Here is a 13,223-nt window from a genome sequence, read left to right as displayed (position 1 = left end):
GGCATATTGCAAAATACCTACTAAATATAGGGCAATTTGAAGAATTATGTCTACTTTGTGTTCAAAATCAACTATTTAAAAAATGAGTTTGGGAATTGGAAGTTTGGCTCCCGATTTTAAGGCCACCACTACGGAGGGTGAGATTAAGTTTTATGAATGGCTTGGCAATTCTTGGGGGTTACTTTTTTCCCACCCAGAGGATTATACTCCTGTATGCACCACGGAATTGGGAATGGTAGCACAGTTGGAGGAAGAGTTCAATAAACGAAACATGAAGGCCATAGCATTGAGTGTTGACAATTTGGAGTCGCACATGGGCTGGAAGTCGGATATTGAAACATCTATGGAGGTTACGGTAAGGTTTCCAATTATCGCGGATGAAAAGGGTATAATCGCCCAACGGTATGGAATGATACAAAGTGGCGCATCCGATAAAAAGACAGTTCGTTCCGTTTTTATCATTGACCCGAACAAATACATACAACTGCACCTTACCTATCCGATGACCATCGGTCGCAATTTTGATGAAATATTGCGCGCTATCGATGCACTTCAGTTGCATGCCAACCATCAGGTGCTAACTCCCGCCAACTGGAAGCCAGAGGACGATATTATTGTAGATCCAAAAATGTCTGAGGAGGAGATTCAATCCAAATTTCCTGAGCGCAGAACAAAAGGTGCCTCCTATCTACAATTCTCTAAGGACCCTTCAAGAAAAGCATAATTACTTTGTAAACTCTCCACTTTCCCTTGACAAGTCCATCCAATAGTATTTTTAATAATGTTGGGTAAGTCGTCCATTACATAAATCAACTAATTTTTCATCCTTTTCCTCAAGTTTTCCAATAGGTTACCTAGTCACCAATCATCCCCTTACAATAGGCACCCAATGATATAGGGTGCTTACTATTTACGAAACCATCTTTTCAGTGACTCCCTTCTTTTTTCAAAGAACACTTTCGAAAAAAGCAATATGGGAACATTTTGACAACTATCGGATAAAATGGGTCAGTCCTTTTTGGGAGTTTTACAGTGTTATTGAAATTCAAAATCCAACGAACAGTAAATCAAATAACCTTACGACCATGAACTCGACCGAAAAAGCAAATCAAGGCAAAGAACAAGCTCAACTTCCTGTATCGGGATTTGATATAGACCGGCATACAGCGATTGTGATTGTAGACCCGCAAAATGATTTTTTAAGTCCTGATGGCGTGGCATGGGGAGCAGTGGGGGAGAGTGTAATGCAAAACAATACTGTAAAGAATATTGAAACACTATTCAGGCTTGGCGCAGCGAATGGCATACATGTCTTTGTTTCACCCCATTATTATTATGAACATGATCATGGTTGGCAGTTTGAAGGAACTTTGGAGCGTCTTATGCACCAAATCAAAATGTTTGATAGGGGAAACCAATTGAACCTTGATGGTTTCAATGAGTCTGGGGCCGATTGGTTGGCACTTTACAAACCCTACATCAGAAATACCGAAAAGGTTACGGTATGCAGCCCTCATAAAGTTTATGGACCCGAGAACAATGATTTGGTACTCCAGCTGAGAAAGCAAAAGGTAGATAAGATAATACTCGCGGGAATGTCCGGAAATCTTTGTGTGGAATCGCACATGCGCGAACTACTGGAATGTGGTTTCGAAGTAGCTGTCATCGGAGACGCGACAGCTTCGGCCAAACTCCCACATCTCGATGGGGACCAAGCTGCGCAGACAAACTTTGTGATGATGGCAAGCGCCGTTTACACCACAGCCCAGTTTGAAGAAATTTTGGAATCAAAAAAAAATCTTGCCGAAGATTAGACAGTAATCGTAATGCCCAGTAGGATCAAAGTATATCATCGGTTTTCTAGTTAGTGTTTGTTTAGTTGAATGGAATGGGAGGTGCTTCCAGTACCCCCTTTTCACCTCACCAAAAATGAAAAATTAAATATCATGGATACGCATAGCCACATCAATAGATTGCCCCTTGTATTTAGGAGGGACCGTGGTAATAATTTTTTCCAATTCCATATCAACGGTGAGTTGGCCTCACTGGAATATAGGATGGAAGGCAGCGACTCCATTGTCTTGGGGAATTTGGAAATAAGCAAACACCTGAACGGTCCAGAAGTGAAAAATATATTGATCGAAAGGGTAATGGAGCATGTGCATAGGGCTGAATATAAAATCATAGGTGTAAGCCCGGAAATCAGAGTATTTCTTGAAAAACGGCCGCATTATAAAAATTTAGTGGATGAAGGTGAATATTCCCTTTTAGACAAAAGGACATGAGTTGCGTAACCCTAGTTTAAGTATAACCAAAAACCAATTAAAATGAAAAAAGCAACAAAACATAACATAGAATTACAGCCTGAGCTGTGGTCCATTCGGTATAAGAATTACCTCTTGGCCGTTGCCAGGAAAAAACTTCCGGAAGATGTTGTGGAAGATATCATTCAGGAAACTTATCTCGCTGCCTTGCGTTCAGCCCCCCGCTTCAGAGGGGACTCAACAGAACGTGTCTGGTTGACATCGATATTGAATCATAAGATCATGGATTACTATCGCAAGGCCTATTCCCGTCAAGGTAAGGTGATGCATGAAGCGATCCGGGTTTCAGATTACCCTCGGTGGCACGAGTGGGAAAATCCATCCAATAGGCCCAAAGACGCGGAAATAACTGAAGTAATGGACGGGACCGAACTGTACAAGGTTTTTGCCGCTGGCCTTTCTGGCCTGGGGGAAAGGGAGCAAGAAGTATTGAGTTTAAAAATGAAAGGATACAGCACAGAAGCCATCTGTAATACCTTGGACATTGAAAAGGTAAATACATGGGTGGCTCTCAGTAGAGCACGAAAGAAAATGAAGGCCTACTTAACCCATAATTGGTAATCCAATAGTGTACAATTATGCAAAACTTTTGGTTGAACCTTCAATTGACCCTTTGCCGAATTGGGATAGCATGCTTTGACCTGTACCAAAAGTTACGGTCGAACAAACATAGGGAAAGTAAACTTCAATAATATGAAAGATTCAAAATTACCATTACCACCATTTACCGAAGTCACTGCCAAGGAGAAAATCCAACTTGCCGAAGATGCTTGGAACAGCCAAGACCCGGTTCGGATATCAATGGCCTATACCATAGATAGTGAATGGCGCAATCGTGCCAATTTTATATTGGGACGGGAAGAAATCCAAAGCTTCCTCAAGAATAAATGGGAAAACGAACTCGAGTATAAACTCAAAAAGGAATATTGGGCTCACACTGGAAATAGAATTGCCGTTCGCTTTGAATACGAATACCGGAACCGTTCCGGCCAGTGGTTTCGGGCATATGGGAATGAGAATTGGGAGTTTGATGCATTTGGATTAATGCGAAAACGATTCGCCAGTATTAATGACCTTCCGATTAAAGAACACGAGCGATACCTATAAACACCAACGATAAAGCGCTGAGTATAGTGAAAATTAAAAAACATCACACTATTCAGAGGTGTTTTGGAATGGCCAGAATGTGGAAGTCAACAGGTTCTAATGTGAACAAATAAATAATCCTTTAATACAGTATCTATTATGAAATCAAAAATGTCAATTAAAATTCAAAGACGTCTGATGACGGGAATCGCTATTGTGCTATTTGGTATGGGGGTGAAAGCCCAATCACACAGTTATAGTACGGATGATAGTATGATTGCCTTGGAAGGCTATAGTCCAGTATCCTATTTGGAAAAAGGGAAAGCTGAAATGGGAAAAAAGGCCCATAAAGCAAGTCACGATGGATTGACCTATTATTTTACCGATCAGAATCAATTGGAGCGGTTTCAGAACAATCCCAGAAAATATATGCCTCAATATGGCGGATGGTGCGCTTTTGCAGTTTCTTTAGGTGGTAAGTACCGCCCTGATCCCGAAAGTTTTCGCGTGGTTGATGGCAAATTATATATGTTTACCATAAACCTGGAGGGCGATTTTGTAAAAGTTTGGGAAAAGGAAGGAAAAGCGAAACATATCGCTCAAGCAAATAAAAATTGGAAATATATGGATAAGTTCAAAAATTTTGTACCCTAAAGACGCTTAGTTCAAATTAATCTATCTGTAAGAACCGCTATACCGATGACCCATACTTATCCTATAATAGTTCATCGGTATCAGCGGATTTTTGTTCCAGAAAATAATCCAATTTGAGAATGAAGTAGATTTAAGTTTTAAGGAGTTTTTAATCAAGACAACTTCCCCCAACTACTAAGACAATCAATAATAAACTTTCATTCAACCTGTACGTTTTTGGAATACTTGGCGGTGCTGTTGAAATGCCAATTGTTGAATTTGGTGTTGAATGAAAATAGGTTGATTTAAAAGTACGCTCGCAATCCGTAACTAGTTATTCGATTATAACAATCCCGAATCCCAATCTGGAATTAAGAGGGCAACTTAAGGAGACCCTCTCGCTATTCACTACCGAGAAAAAATGAATTACAAACTGTTTGTTTCATGGTAGTAAAGAATACAAGGAGGGTACTTTACGCCCTACAAATCCTGAATCAAGCGAATCATTTGATGGGTAAACCCCCATTCATTATCATACCAAGCCATTACCTTAAGTAAATCCCCGTCCACAACCCTGGTCATGTTCAAATCCGCAATGGAAGCATAAGCACTTCCAATAATATCAGAAGAAACCAATAGTTCTCGTGTAGTTGAAAGTACGTCTCGGTATCGTTCTGTTGAGGCCTCGGCTTCCAAAATTTCATTTATTTCTTCAGCGGTCACCTTTCGTTTTGTTACAAAGGTCATGTCGGATATGGAGCCTACTTTGGCCGGAACTCGTATGGCCACGCCATCGAATTTACCCACAAATTCCGGTAGCGTTTTGGTGGTGGCAATAGCGGCGCCAGTGCTGGTGGGAACAAGGTTTTCTGCTGCCGCTCTTCCCATCCTATAGTTTTTAGGTGAAGCCCCATCCATTAAACTTTGGGAAGCCGTGTAGGAATGGATAGTAGTCATAATGGCCTTATGTATTCCAACCCTACGGCCAAGTATTTCTACAATGGGACTGATGTTGTTGGTAGTGCAACTGGCACACGAAAAAATTGAGGTTTCGCCAATGGAAGAACTTACACCATGTACCACAGTAGGTACGTCCTGACTTTTTGTTGGGGCTGAAATCACCACAGTTTTGGCTCCTGCATTGAGATGCTTGGCTGCATCCTGGCTTTGGGTAAAGATACCCGTACTTTCGATGACCACATCCACATTGAGATCTTTCCATGGTAAGTCTTCTGGGTTTCTTTGCTGAAAATAGGGTATCTCAATACCATCCACCAACAAAATATTTCCAGAAACAGTGACCTTGCCCTTATATGGGCCATAGGTGCTATCGTATTTAAGCAGATACGCCAAATTGTCGATAGGTAAAATATCGTTAATGGCTACAATGGATAATCCTTGAGTTTCGAGTACCACCTTAAGAGCGGCACGACCGATTCGCCCCATCCCATTTATTGCAATTCTTTTCATTTGATTTTGTTTAATTTTTGTTCTAATTCTGCTATCCTTTCCTTTAAGGGATCAACAATCTTGTTGACTTCATCGGCCGAAAAACGTTGTATAATATGCTGTGGACAATTCACGTCAACGGCCCTGATTTTAATTATTATGACTCGCTCCACTTCGGCGGAATAGCCTTCTATCGCCAAGGATTCCATTAATTTACTGTTCTTTGAATCGACTTGGGCCTCGCCCCATATCTTTACCCTGGTCCTTGAAGGGTAATCCATCAAAAACAGGAATACTTTTGGATTTTCAGAAAGATTGCCGATACTTATGAATTGTTGGTTCCCGGAAAAATCTGCAAAGGCAATCGTTTTTGGGTCCAAGACTTTTAAAAAACCAGGTGCACCTCCTCTATGCTGCATATAAGGTTGACCTTCCTCATTAGAAGTGCCCATGTAAAAGGAGTCTCTATTTTCAATAAAATCACTGATAGGGGAGGTCAACTCGCTCAGCCATCCCCTTTTTTGTTCCATTCTGGCATAGGCTTTTCTTGACCCATAAGCCTCTTGAAGAGCTTTTACAGCGGGAGTGAAGGCAATATCGGAGGTGTAATTTTTGAATTCTTCTTTCATACAGGGTATGTTTCGCACATTGTTTGCGTCATATACCTTTAGTGTTGATTTTGGTAAAAACCTGACAGGGAAATCATTTTTTTTGATGTGGCCAGTAACAATTACCTCCTATAAAAAATATAAATCCAAATGGCCCTCGATAGCCTGAAATTAAATGAACCCAGCAGTATTGCAATTATAGCTATTACTATAAAAACGTTTATCGGTGTTAGACCGATCAAATACCAAAACAAGACGAGACTAACTATCATTTGACCTGCGGCCAAGGCGTAACTCACAAACATGGCTCCGAAAAAGAAACCGGTTTCCCTCTCAAATTTATAATCACATTGAGGACATCTTTTGTTCATATCGGGAATCTTGAATGGAATCCTTGATTTTGAGTCCTTAAAAATATTGCCTTTTTTACATTTTGGACATTTGCATTTTAGTATACTAATCACTTTTTTCATAAAACTTATAATTGCGGCCCCAAAATTCTGATATATAGTTCAATATTTCCATGAAGGATATTCACATATATTTGTATAATTAAGACATTTGAATGAAGATACCGGTATTGCATATTCGACAGTTCCATCAAGAAAAACATTTGAAGGAGTTGTATGTCAATAGTCTGTCCAAACATTTGGAATCGAATGAGCATTTAATTGATAAACCCCATAGCCACGACTTTTATCTCTGCGTCCTTTTTTTACAAGGAAGGGGAGTCCATGAAATTGATTTTAAGACCTATCCCATTTCTCCAGGAAGTGTCTTCTTTTTGAAACCTGGACAAACTCACTTCTGGAACTTTGCGAGCCCACCAGAAGGATTTATATTTTTTCATTCCCAATCTTTTTATGAGTTAAACTTTTTGGGTCATGGACTTTCTTTTTTTCCGTTTTACTGCTCACTTCAAAACCCACCATTGTTAGAAGTGCCGGTTAAAGTTTTGAATGCATTGGGCAAAAAGTTTGAGGAGGCTTTTTTGGAGTATTCGGGCAATGTACTGCTTCGGGAAATGAAAATATTAAATTTGATAAACGGAATATATATAGAACTTACCAGGTGCTACACTTCGCACACCGATATGGACAAATCTTATTCACCGGGTTACTCTGCTTTATTGAGCCGTTTGGAGGCATTGATAGAGAACTATTTTAGGGAAGAAAAATTACCACAATTTTATGCAAATCGGTTGAATATTACCACCAAGCATCTCAATAGAGTTGTAAAATCAACCATTAATAAAACTACGAGCGAACTGATTTCTGAAAGAGTAGTGCTTGAAGCAAAGCGCATGATAGTTCACTCGACCGTTGATTTGGCAGAGGTGGCCTTTGCCTTGGATTTCTCTGATTATGCTTATTTCTCAAAATTCTTTAAAGACAAGACAGGTAGGACCCCAAGTGCATTTCGGAAAGCATATCGTTAAATCAACCATTATTTTATATTGATACATCTCCATCATCTAGCATTTGAGCAAAGTATACTGTTACAATCTTGCTCCCGTAGAATTCGTTTTTACATAAGTTTAAACAAAAGTCTGATTTACTCTTTGGCATCTGCTCGTTGGGCGTATTGCCAAATTAGGATGGAAAATGTTCTGGTCGATCTCATAGAGAAAGGTTTTTGGTTAAACAATCTGCTGCGAAAGTCAAATCAACCATAGAGTCAAATCGTCCGATTTTAAATGCCAAAATTTCATGTTGACGATTTAAAAATCCTATGTTGACGATTTGTGAACTTTTTTAAACCATTTTATATCAAATTAAATGATACCCTAAAAAACGCAAAATCCTGTAAATCAGTTAGATTACAGGATTTTGATATCTTATGGTTTGTTGAAAAGTGACCTGACTGGGGCTCGAACCCAGGACCCTCTCCTTAAAAGGGAGATGCTCTACCAACTGAGCTATCAGGTCTTTCAGTAAGTGCCTAGCTGTTTGGCTAAGCGGGTGCAAATATAACATCAATAATCTATTTTCCAAGGTGAATTCTGGATAAATTTGTGTTTTTTTGAAATCGGATAATATTCTTCGATATGAAAATAGTTTTACTGGGATATATGGCAAGTGGAAAGTCGACCGTTGGACGATTGTTGGCCAGGCAATTAGGGATATCGTTTGTCGATTTGGACGAGTATATCGAACAGCACCAAAAAAAATCCATAAAAGATATTTTTTCTGAAAAAGGCGAGATTTTCTTTCGCAAATTGGAGCATCAAATGCTAAAAGAGGTTTTGGATTCACATACAGCGGCGGTGCTTTCCACTGGAGGGGGGACTCCTTGTTATGCCAACAATATGGAGACCATTTTACAACAGTCCGACAATTCCATCTATTTAAACCACAGCATACCGGTTTTAGTGGAACGTATCACCAAAGAGAAGGAACACCGTCCTCTTGTAAAAAATATTCCGGATAATGACTTACCAGAGTTTGTCGGCAAGCATCTGTTCGAGCGCCGACCCTTTTATATGCAGGCCGAACACCGGGTAGATTGCGACCCATTGTCCGCAGAGGAAGTGGTAGCGGAAATCAAGAAACTACTCTAGGTACACCGCGTTGTTTTTGGGCTCAAAATCCACTCGGATGTGCTCGTTCAACGAAGTAGACAGCGAAATCCCCTTAAAATCCGCCTTAATCGGGTATTTTTTATGGTTGCGGTTTACCAGTACAGCTGTTTTTAGTCGTTTTATCGGGGTTTTTAGAAAGTGATGGGTGCCATAGATTAAAGTGGTTCCGGAATTCAACACATCATCCACAAGAACAATGGATTTGTTTTTGTAGGCTTCCTCTCCCAAGGAGGTGGTGACACCACTCGTTAGCGGATTCTTTTTGTCCATATCCATTTTGCACATCACAATATGGGCATCAGTTATCTTTTTGAGGACAGTAACGATCTTTTTGGCAAAGCTCTCCCCACCGCCCGTAATTCCGGCCACTACGATTTCATCCTCATCCACATTGGACTCGTAGATTTGGTAGGCGATACGTTTGGTAATATGCTGAATTTGGTCGTGGGTAAGAATACGGTTCATCATAGTTGTGGATACTTGTTTCAAAGATAGGAAAACGGTTTATTCCGATTCATCCAAAAAATCGTCCAAATCCCTTCGATCCTTTTTGGTAGGTCTGCCAAGTCCTTTTTTGCGATAGTGCTTTTTGGCAAACTGCAGTAACTCATTGTGCTCAAAGGCATCTTTGGGCGTGGTGTCCTTTCGGTAGATGTCCACCAATTTGGCCCCAACACGGCTTTCAGGAAGGTCCAGTACGGTAAGCTGATAGTCGATTTGGTTTTTTCTGACCACGATCTTGTCCATAGGATATACCTCCCGCGATGGTTTTACGGAATCACCATTCACTTTCACCTGACCTTTCTTTACGGCGGTGGAGGCAATGTTTCTTGTTTTAAAGTATCTGGTGCACCAAAGGTACTTGTCTATTCGCATGGTCTTCGCAAATCTTTGTTAAGGGGCGGAACAAAAATAATGGAAAATTGTATCTTGCGCGCCTAATTACAGACTTGATGAGGTACGGAATTTTAGTATTTATTGGTTTTGCGGTAACACTGCTGTCCTGCAACAATGACGACGACGGAGGAATCGAACAAGTGCCGCCCAGATTATTGAGCGAGGTGTCACCAGAGGACGACGAGATCATACAAGAGTTCATGAGAACCCATTTTTACAACTATGAGGATTTTGAAACACCTCCAGAAGGGTTCAACTACAGGATTGTAATCGACACCATTGCAGGAGCCAATGCAGATAAGAGACCTTTGATAGAGGAAGACTACAAAACCTTCACCGTAAACGTATCTTCAAGCTTTTTGGGATTGGACACCGGGGAGGAAGATATCCCGCATACGCTCTATTATATTGAAGCAAGACCGGGCGGAGGAGCGAATCCTACCTTTGCCGATTCCACCTTGGTTCGCTACCAGGGAACCTTGTTGGATGGGACTACTTTTGATGAAAACCAAGACTTTTTGTGGCAAGAACTACCCTTTACGGTAAGGGGCTATGCCAACGGGATTGCACAAATGAAATCGGGAACACCCGATCAGATTGTCGATAATCCTGATGGTACCTACGGTATTTCCAATAGTAGTGTAGGAATTATTATAATGCCCTCCGGTTTGGCCTATTTCAATAACCCACCATCTTCTTTGATTCCAAGATATGCCCCCCTTATCTTTAAAGTGGAGCTTGGACTTTTTATCGAGGATACGGATAACGATAATGATGGCGTTCCCTCCATTGATGAAGATTTGAACGGTAATGGGTATTTGTTCGACGACAACACCGATTTTGAGCAAGAAGCATTGGGCGGTCGTTTGGCGAATTTTAGGGATGCTGATGATGATGCCGATGGGGTATCTACACGAACAGAGATCACGGACGATAATGGGGAGATTCTTATCCCTTATCCAGATTCCGATGGGGATGGGATTCCGGATTACTTGGATCGTGATTCCAACTAGTCAGAATTAAAAAATAAAACAAAAAAAATCCCCGTTGCTTTCAACGGGGATTTTTTTTAGATCAACATGTACTATTACAATTTCAATAGTGCTGAGAAAATAATCTGTGATGGTCTCGTATCCACTCGGCCATTCGGAATATCGATGATTTCAGCCTCATTTTCAGAGAATCCTCTTTCATATCGAACGTCAAGGCCCAATCTTCCGATGTTGACCCCAACACCTACGTTTAGGCCAACAGTAAAGTCGTTTTCCACGTCTTCTACCTGCAAATCGCCCAAATCGTTGTTCAAGGTATATTGAAAAGCGGGTCCTGCAAAAATATGTAGGGGGCCAATCAATTTATAGCCCAACAAAACAGGCAGGTCCAATTTGGACACATCGTAATCCTGTGAGTTTCCGTCCACGTCATACGAACTTTTTGTTTTTGAGTACACCAATTCGGGTCTGAGGTAAATCTTTGGAAAATCCAATTTTCCCCAAAAGCCAAAATGATATCCCGTTTTGCCTTCGGCGCCCTCAATAATATCCTGACCGCCATCGCCGACAGAACCAATCAAATCCCCATTTTTGTTGTAGGAAAGTCCAGCCTTGATTCCAAAACCAGAGCCGCTTTGTGCCATTACAGCAGAGCCCATAAGTGCAAATGCTACTACTAGAAACGTTTTTTTCATAAGTGTGTTCATTTTAGAAGTTGAATATCCCCAAAAGGGATAGTTGAAACTACTTACGTTTCAACACCTTTAAAACGGCCGATTCTATGGCTTTATTGTTCAATCCATACTTCTCCATCAGCTGTTCGGGCGTTCCACTCTCCCCAAAAGTATCCTGTGTTGCCACAAACTCTTGAGGGGTAGGATGGTGCGTAGCCAGCACTCTTGCCACACTTTCTCCGAGTCCACCTAAATAATTGTGTTCTTCGGCAGTCACCACACAACCTGTTTTTTTAACGGAATCCAAAATAGCCTTATCGTCCAACGGTTTTATAGTATGTATGTTGATGACCTCTGCGGAGATGCCTTGGTTTTCCAAACTTTCTGCCGCAAGCAAAGCTTCCCAGACCAGATGACCTGTAGCAATAATGGTCACATCGGTACCTTCATTGAGCATAAGGGCCTTCCCGATTTCAAATTTTTGGTCCACTGGGGTAAAATTGGCCACTTTGGGTCGTCCAAATCTAAGATAGACCGGTCCATGGTGCTCAGCAATCGCAATGGTAGCTGCCTTGGTTTGGTTGTAATCACATGGATTGATAACGGTCATCCCGGGCAACATTTTCATCAAACCGATATCCTCTAAAATCTGGTGGGTCGCGCCATCCTCGCCCAAGGTCAAACCAGAGTGGGATGCACATATTTTCACGTTCTTATCGGAATAGGCGATGGATTGACGGATTTGATCGTATACACGGCCTGTGGCAAAGTTGGCAAATGTGGATGCAAAGGGTATTTTGCCTCCGATGGTCAAGCCAGCCGCAATACCCATCATATTCGCCTCGGCGATGCCCACTTGAAAGAAGCGCTCGGGATTTTCCTCGATAAACGTTTCTATTTTTAGGGAACCTACCAAATCGGCGCAAAGTGCTACCACGTGTGGATTGGTTCTCCCTAATTCTGTCATTCCCGCGCCATAACCGCTACGGGTATCTTGTTTTCCTTGATCTGTATATTTTGTCATTCTATCTTTTTCTATGATTAGTAATCGCCTAGGGTCTCTGGGTTTTGCTCCAATGCTGTGGCCAGTTGTTCATCGTTTGGCGCTTTACCGTGCCAAGCATGTGTGCCCATCATAAAGTCGACTCCATTGCCCATTTCGGTGGTCATCACAATACAAACCGGCTTTCCTTTTCCTGTTCTGCTTTTGGCTTCCTTTAGGCCTGCAATGACTTGTTCCAAATCGTTTCCGTTTTCTATTTCGAGTACATCCCAACCGAAAACCCGGAACTTTTCGGCAACATCACCCAGGGGAAGTACATCCTCCGTACCGCCATCAATTTGTTGGCCGTTTCTGTCCACGGTTGCAATGAGATTGTCCACTTTATTGCCGGCAGCGTACATAATGGCTTCCCAGTTTTGACCTTCCTGTAATTCACCATCACCATGTAAACTGAACACCAAATGGTCATCTCCATTCAGTTTTTTGGCCAGAGCGGCACCAATGGCTACGGACATGCCCTGTCCCAAAGAACCGGATGCTACGCGGACCCCTGGTAAACCTTCGTGCGTGGTGGGATGGCCCTGTAATCTGGAATCGATCAGCCTAAAAGTGTTCAATTCCTCCAATGGGAAATAACCTCTTCGAGCTAAAACACTATAAAAAACGGGCGAAATGTGACCGTTGGACAGGAAAAAGACATCTTCCCCGATTCCGTCCATATCAAACCCATCCTTTAACTCCATAATTTCGTTGTAGAGTGCTACAAAAAACTCGGTACAGCCCAAAGATCCTCCCGGGTGTCCCGAATTTACGTTATGGACCATTCGTAAAATGTCCCTTCTTACCTGTACGACCAGGTCTTGTAATTCTTGCGTATTCGGCATGGTGTCTTATATATTTAGATATCAAATGTAATGGCATTATTCGTCTAAAACAAGTTTGGCAATGAAGCCTTTAGGTCACTTGCTTCCAGAAA

The 13,223-nt window shown here is 41.5% G+C and carries 17 protein-coding genes and 1 tRNA gene; 9 read left to right on the top strand and 9 right to left on the bottom strand.

Annotated features, from left to right (window positions below; genetic code table 11):
* The first annotated feature begins 82 nt into the window (after positions 1-82).
* From RBB12_RS15490 to RBB12_RS15465, 6 genes are all read left to right on the top strand, one after another.
* Positions 83-724, top strand: a complete 642-nt coding sequence (locus RBB12_RS15490) for a peroxiredoxin (RefSeq protein WP_306014564.1) — start codon at positions 83-85, stop codon at positions 722-724.
* 361 nt (positions 725-1,085) lie between these two features.
* A complete protein-coding gene (locus tag RBB12_RS15485) occupies positions 1,086-1,814 on the top strand; it encodes a cysteine hydrolase (RefSeq protein ID WP_306014563.1) in 729 nt (242 codons plus the stop codon).
* Positions 1,815-1,946: 132 nt separating this feature from the next.
* Positions 1,947-2,285: an N-acetyltransferase gene (locus tag RBB12_RS15480; protein ID WP_306014562.1), complete on the top strand. Its 339-nt coding sequence runs from the start codon at positions 1,947-1,949 to the stop codon at positions 2,283-2,285.
* Between the two features lie 42 nt (positions 2,286-2,327).
* Entirely contained in the window at positions 2,328-2,885 is a 558-nt protein-coding gene (locus RBB12_RS15475) for a sigma-70 family RNA polymerase sigma factor (protein WP_306014561.1), read from the top strand.
* A 132-nt stretch (positions 2,886-3,017) separates the two neighbouring features.
* Positions 3,018-3,431 carry a nuclear transport factor 2 family protein gene (locus RBB12_RS15470; protein WP_306014560.1) on the top strand — a complete coding sequence of 138 codons (414 nt, stop codon included), beginning with the start codon at positions 3,018-3,020 and terminating at the stop codon, positions 3,429-3,431.
* A 177-nt stretch (positions 3,432-3,608) separates the two neighbouring features.
* Positions 3,609-4,064, top strand: a complete 456-nt coding sequence (locus tag RBB12_RS15465) for a YHS domain-containing (seleno)protein (RefSeq protein ID WP_306014559.1) — start codon at positions 3,609-3,611, stop codon at positions 4,062-4,064.
* A 459-nt stretch (positions 4,065-4,523) separates the two neighbouring features.
* Here the strand turns inward: RBB12_RS15465 and gap are convergent, their stop codons facing one another.
* The 3 genes from gap to RBB12_RS15450 all read right to left on the bottom strand — a co-directional run bounded on the left by gap (position 4,524) and on the right by RBB12_RS15450 (position 6,573).
* The gene (gap, locus tag RBB12_RS15460; RefSeq protein ID WP_306014558.1) at positions 4,524-5,513 is read right to left on the bottom strand and encodes a type I glyceraldehyde-3-phosphate dehydrogenase; all 990 of its coding nucleotides are present in this window, start codon (positions 5,511-5,513) and stop codon (positions 4,524-4,526) included.
* A complete protein-coding gene (locus RBB12_RS15455; protein ID WP_306014557.1) occupies positions 5,510-6,121 on the bottom strand; it encodes a pyridoxamine 5'-phosphate oxidase family protein in 612 nt (203 codons plus the stop codon). Before RBB12_RS15455 ends, gap begins: the two co-directional genes overlap by 4 nt.
* A gap of 101 nt (positions 6,122-6,222) precedes the next feature.
* Positions 6,223-6,573, bottom strand: a complete 351-nt coding sequence (locus RBB12_RS15450) for a DUF983 domain-containing protein (protein WP_306014556.1) — start codon at positions 6,571-6,573, stop codon at positions 6,223-6,225.
* A gap of 92 nt (positions 6,574-6,665) precedes the next feature.
* Between RBB12_RS15450 and RBB12_RS15445 the strand changes: the two genes are divergently transcribed.
* The gene (locus tag RBB12_RS15445) at positions 6,666-7,538 is read left to right on the top strand and encodes a helix-turn-helix domain-containing protein (protein ID WP_306014555.1); all 873 of its coding nucleotides are present in this window, start codon (positions 6,666-6,668) and stop codon (positions 7,536-7,538) included.
* Positions 7,539-7,955: 417 nt separating this feature from the next.
* On the opposite strand, the gene RBB12_RS15440 is transcribed toward RBB12_RS15445, so the two are convergent.
* Positions 7,956-8,028, bottom strand: a tRNA-Lys gene (locus tag RBB12_RS15440).
* 119 nt (positions 8,029-8,147) lie between these two features.
* Between RBB12_RS15440 and RBB12_RS15435 the strand changes: the two genes are divergently transcribed.
* Complete coding sequence (locus RBB12_RS15435; RefSeq protein ID WP_306014554.1) at positions 8,148-8,660, top strand: shikimate kinase; 513 nt, start codon at positions 8,148-8,150, stop codon at positions 8,658-8,660.
* On the opposite strand, the gene RBB12_RS15430 is transcribed toward RBB12_RS15435, so the two are convergent.
* Complete coding sequence (locus RBB12_RS15430; RefSeq protein ID WP_306014609.1) at positions 8,652-9,149, bottom strand: phosphoribosyltransferase family protein; 498 nt, start codon at positions 9,147-9,149, stop codon at positions 8,652-8,654. The genes RBB12_RS15435 and RBB12_RS15430 overlap by 9 nt on opposite strands.
* A gap of 36 nt (positions 9,150-9,185) precedes the next feature.
* Complete coding sequence (locus RBB12_RS15425) at positions 9,186-9,557, bottom strand: RNA-binding S4 domain-containing protein (protein WP_179384996.1); 372 nt, start codon at positions 9,555-9,557, stop codon at positions 9,186-9,188.
* Between the two features lie 77 nt (positions 9,558-9,634).
* On the opposite strand from RBB12_RS15425, the gene RBB12_RS15420 reads away from it, so the two are divergent.
* Complete coding sequence (locus RBB12_RS15420; RefSeq protein WP_306014553.1) at positions 9,635-10,591, top strand: FKBP-type peptidyl-prolyl cis-trans isomerase; 957 nt, start codon at positions 9,635-9,637, stop codon at positions 10,589-10,591.
* A 74-nt stretch (positions 10,592-10,665) separates the two neighbouring features.
* On the opposite strand, the gene RBB12_RS15415 is transcribed toward RBB12_RS15420, so the two are convergent.
* From RBB12_RS15415 to RBB12_RS15405, 3 genes are read right to left on the bottom strand one after another with little or no spacing between them, the layout of a single operon-like run.
* Positions 10,666-11,265, bottom strand: a complete 600-nt coding sequence (locus RBB12_RS15415) for an outer membrane beta-barrel protein (RefSeq protein ID WP_306014552.1) — start codon at positions 11,263-11,265, stop codon at positions 10,666-10,668.
* 49 nt (positions 11,266-11,314) lie between these two features.
* Entirely contained in the window at positions 11,315-12,268 is a 954-nt protein-coding gene (locus RBB12_RS15410) for a transketolase family protein (protein ID WP_306014551.1), read from the bottom strand.
* A 17-nt stretch (positions 12,269-12,285) separates the two neighbouring features.
* A complete protein-coding gene (locus RBB12_RS15405; protein WP_293285481.1) occupies positions 12,286-13,131 on the bottom strand; it encodes a transketolase in 846 nt (281 codons plus the stop codon).
* Positions 13,132-13,223: the final 92 nt, after the last annotated feature.

Origin of the sequence: Allomuricauda sp. MMSF_3307 (genome assembly GCF_030733585.1) — a bacterium.
Taxonomy (GTDB): Bacteria; Bacteroidota; Bacteroidia; order Flavobacteriales; family Flavobacteriaceae; genus Flagellimonas.
This window is presented reverse-complemented; position numbering and strand designations above follow the sequence as displayed.

Bases quoted from the DNA above. Each gene is read 5' to 3' on its own strand.
- RBB12_RS15490 (WP_306014564.1), top strand. From the start codon at position 83: ATGAGTTTGGGAATTGGAAGTTTGGCTCCCGATTTTAAGGCCACCACT.
- RBB12_RS15485 (WP_306014563.1), top strand. From the start codon at position 1,086: ATGAACTCGACCGAAAAAGCAAATCAAGGCAAAGAACAAGCTCAACTT.
- RBB12_RS15480 (WP_306014562.1), top strand. From the start codon at position 1,947: ATGGATACGCATAGCCACATCAATAGATTGCCCCTTGTATTTAGGAGG.
- RBB12_RS15475 (WP_306014561.1), top strand. From the start codon at position 2,328: ATGAAAAAAGCAACAAAACATAACATAGAATTACAGCCTGAGCTGTGG.
- RBB12_RS15470 (WP_306014560.1), top strand. From the start codon at position 3,018: ATGAAAGATTCAAAATTACCATTACCACCATTTACCGAAGTCACTGCC.
- RBB12_RS15465 (WP_306014559.1), top strand. From the start codon at position 3,609: ATGACGGGAATCGCTATTGTGCTATTTGGTATGGGGGTGAAAGCCCAA.
- gap (WP_306014558.1), bottom strand. From the start codon at position 5,513: ATGAAAAGAATTGCAATAAATGGGATGGGGCGAATCGGTCGTGCCGCT.
- RBB12_RS15455 (WP_306014557.1), bottom strand. From the start codon at position 6,121: ATGAAAGAAGAATTCAAAAATTACACCTCCGATATTGCCTTCACTCCC.
- RBB12_RS15450 (WP_306014556.1), bottom strand. From the start codon at position 6,573: ATGAAAAAAGTGATTAGTATACTAAAATGCAAATGTCCAAAATGTAAA.
- RBB12_RS15445 (WP_306014555.1), top strand. From the start codon at position 6,666: ATGAAGATACCGGTATTGCATATTCGACAGTTCCATCAAGAAAAACAT.
- RBB12_RS15435 (WP_306014554.1), top strand. From the start codon at position 8,148: ATGAAAATAGTTTTACTGGGATATATGGCAAGTGGAAAGTCGACCGTT.
- RBB12_RS15430 (WP_306014609.1), bottom strand. From the start codon at position 9,149: ATGATGAACCGTATTCTTACCCACGACCAAATTCAGCATATTACCAAA.
- RBB12_RS15425 (WP_179384996.1), bottom strand. From the start codon at position 9,557: ATGCGAATAGACAAGTACCTTTGGTGCACCAGATACTTTAAAACAAGA.
- RBB12_RS15420 (WP_306014553.1), top strand. From the start codon at position 9,635: ATGAGGTACGGAATTTTAGTATTTATTGGTTTTGCGGTAACACTGCTG.
- RBB12_RS15415 (WP_306014552.1), bottom strand. From the start codon at position 11,265: ATGAAAAAAACGTTTCTAGTAGTAGCATTTGCACTTATGGGCTCTGCT.
- RBB12_RS15410 (WP_306014551.1), bottom strand. From the start codon at position 12,268: ATGACAAAATATACAGATCAAGGAAAACAAGATACCCGTAGCGGTTAT.
- RBB12_RS15405 (WP_293285481.1), bottom strand. From the start codon at position 13,131: ATGCCGAATACGCAAGAATTACAAGACCTGGTCGTACAGGTAAGAAGG.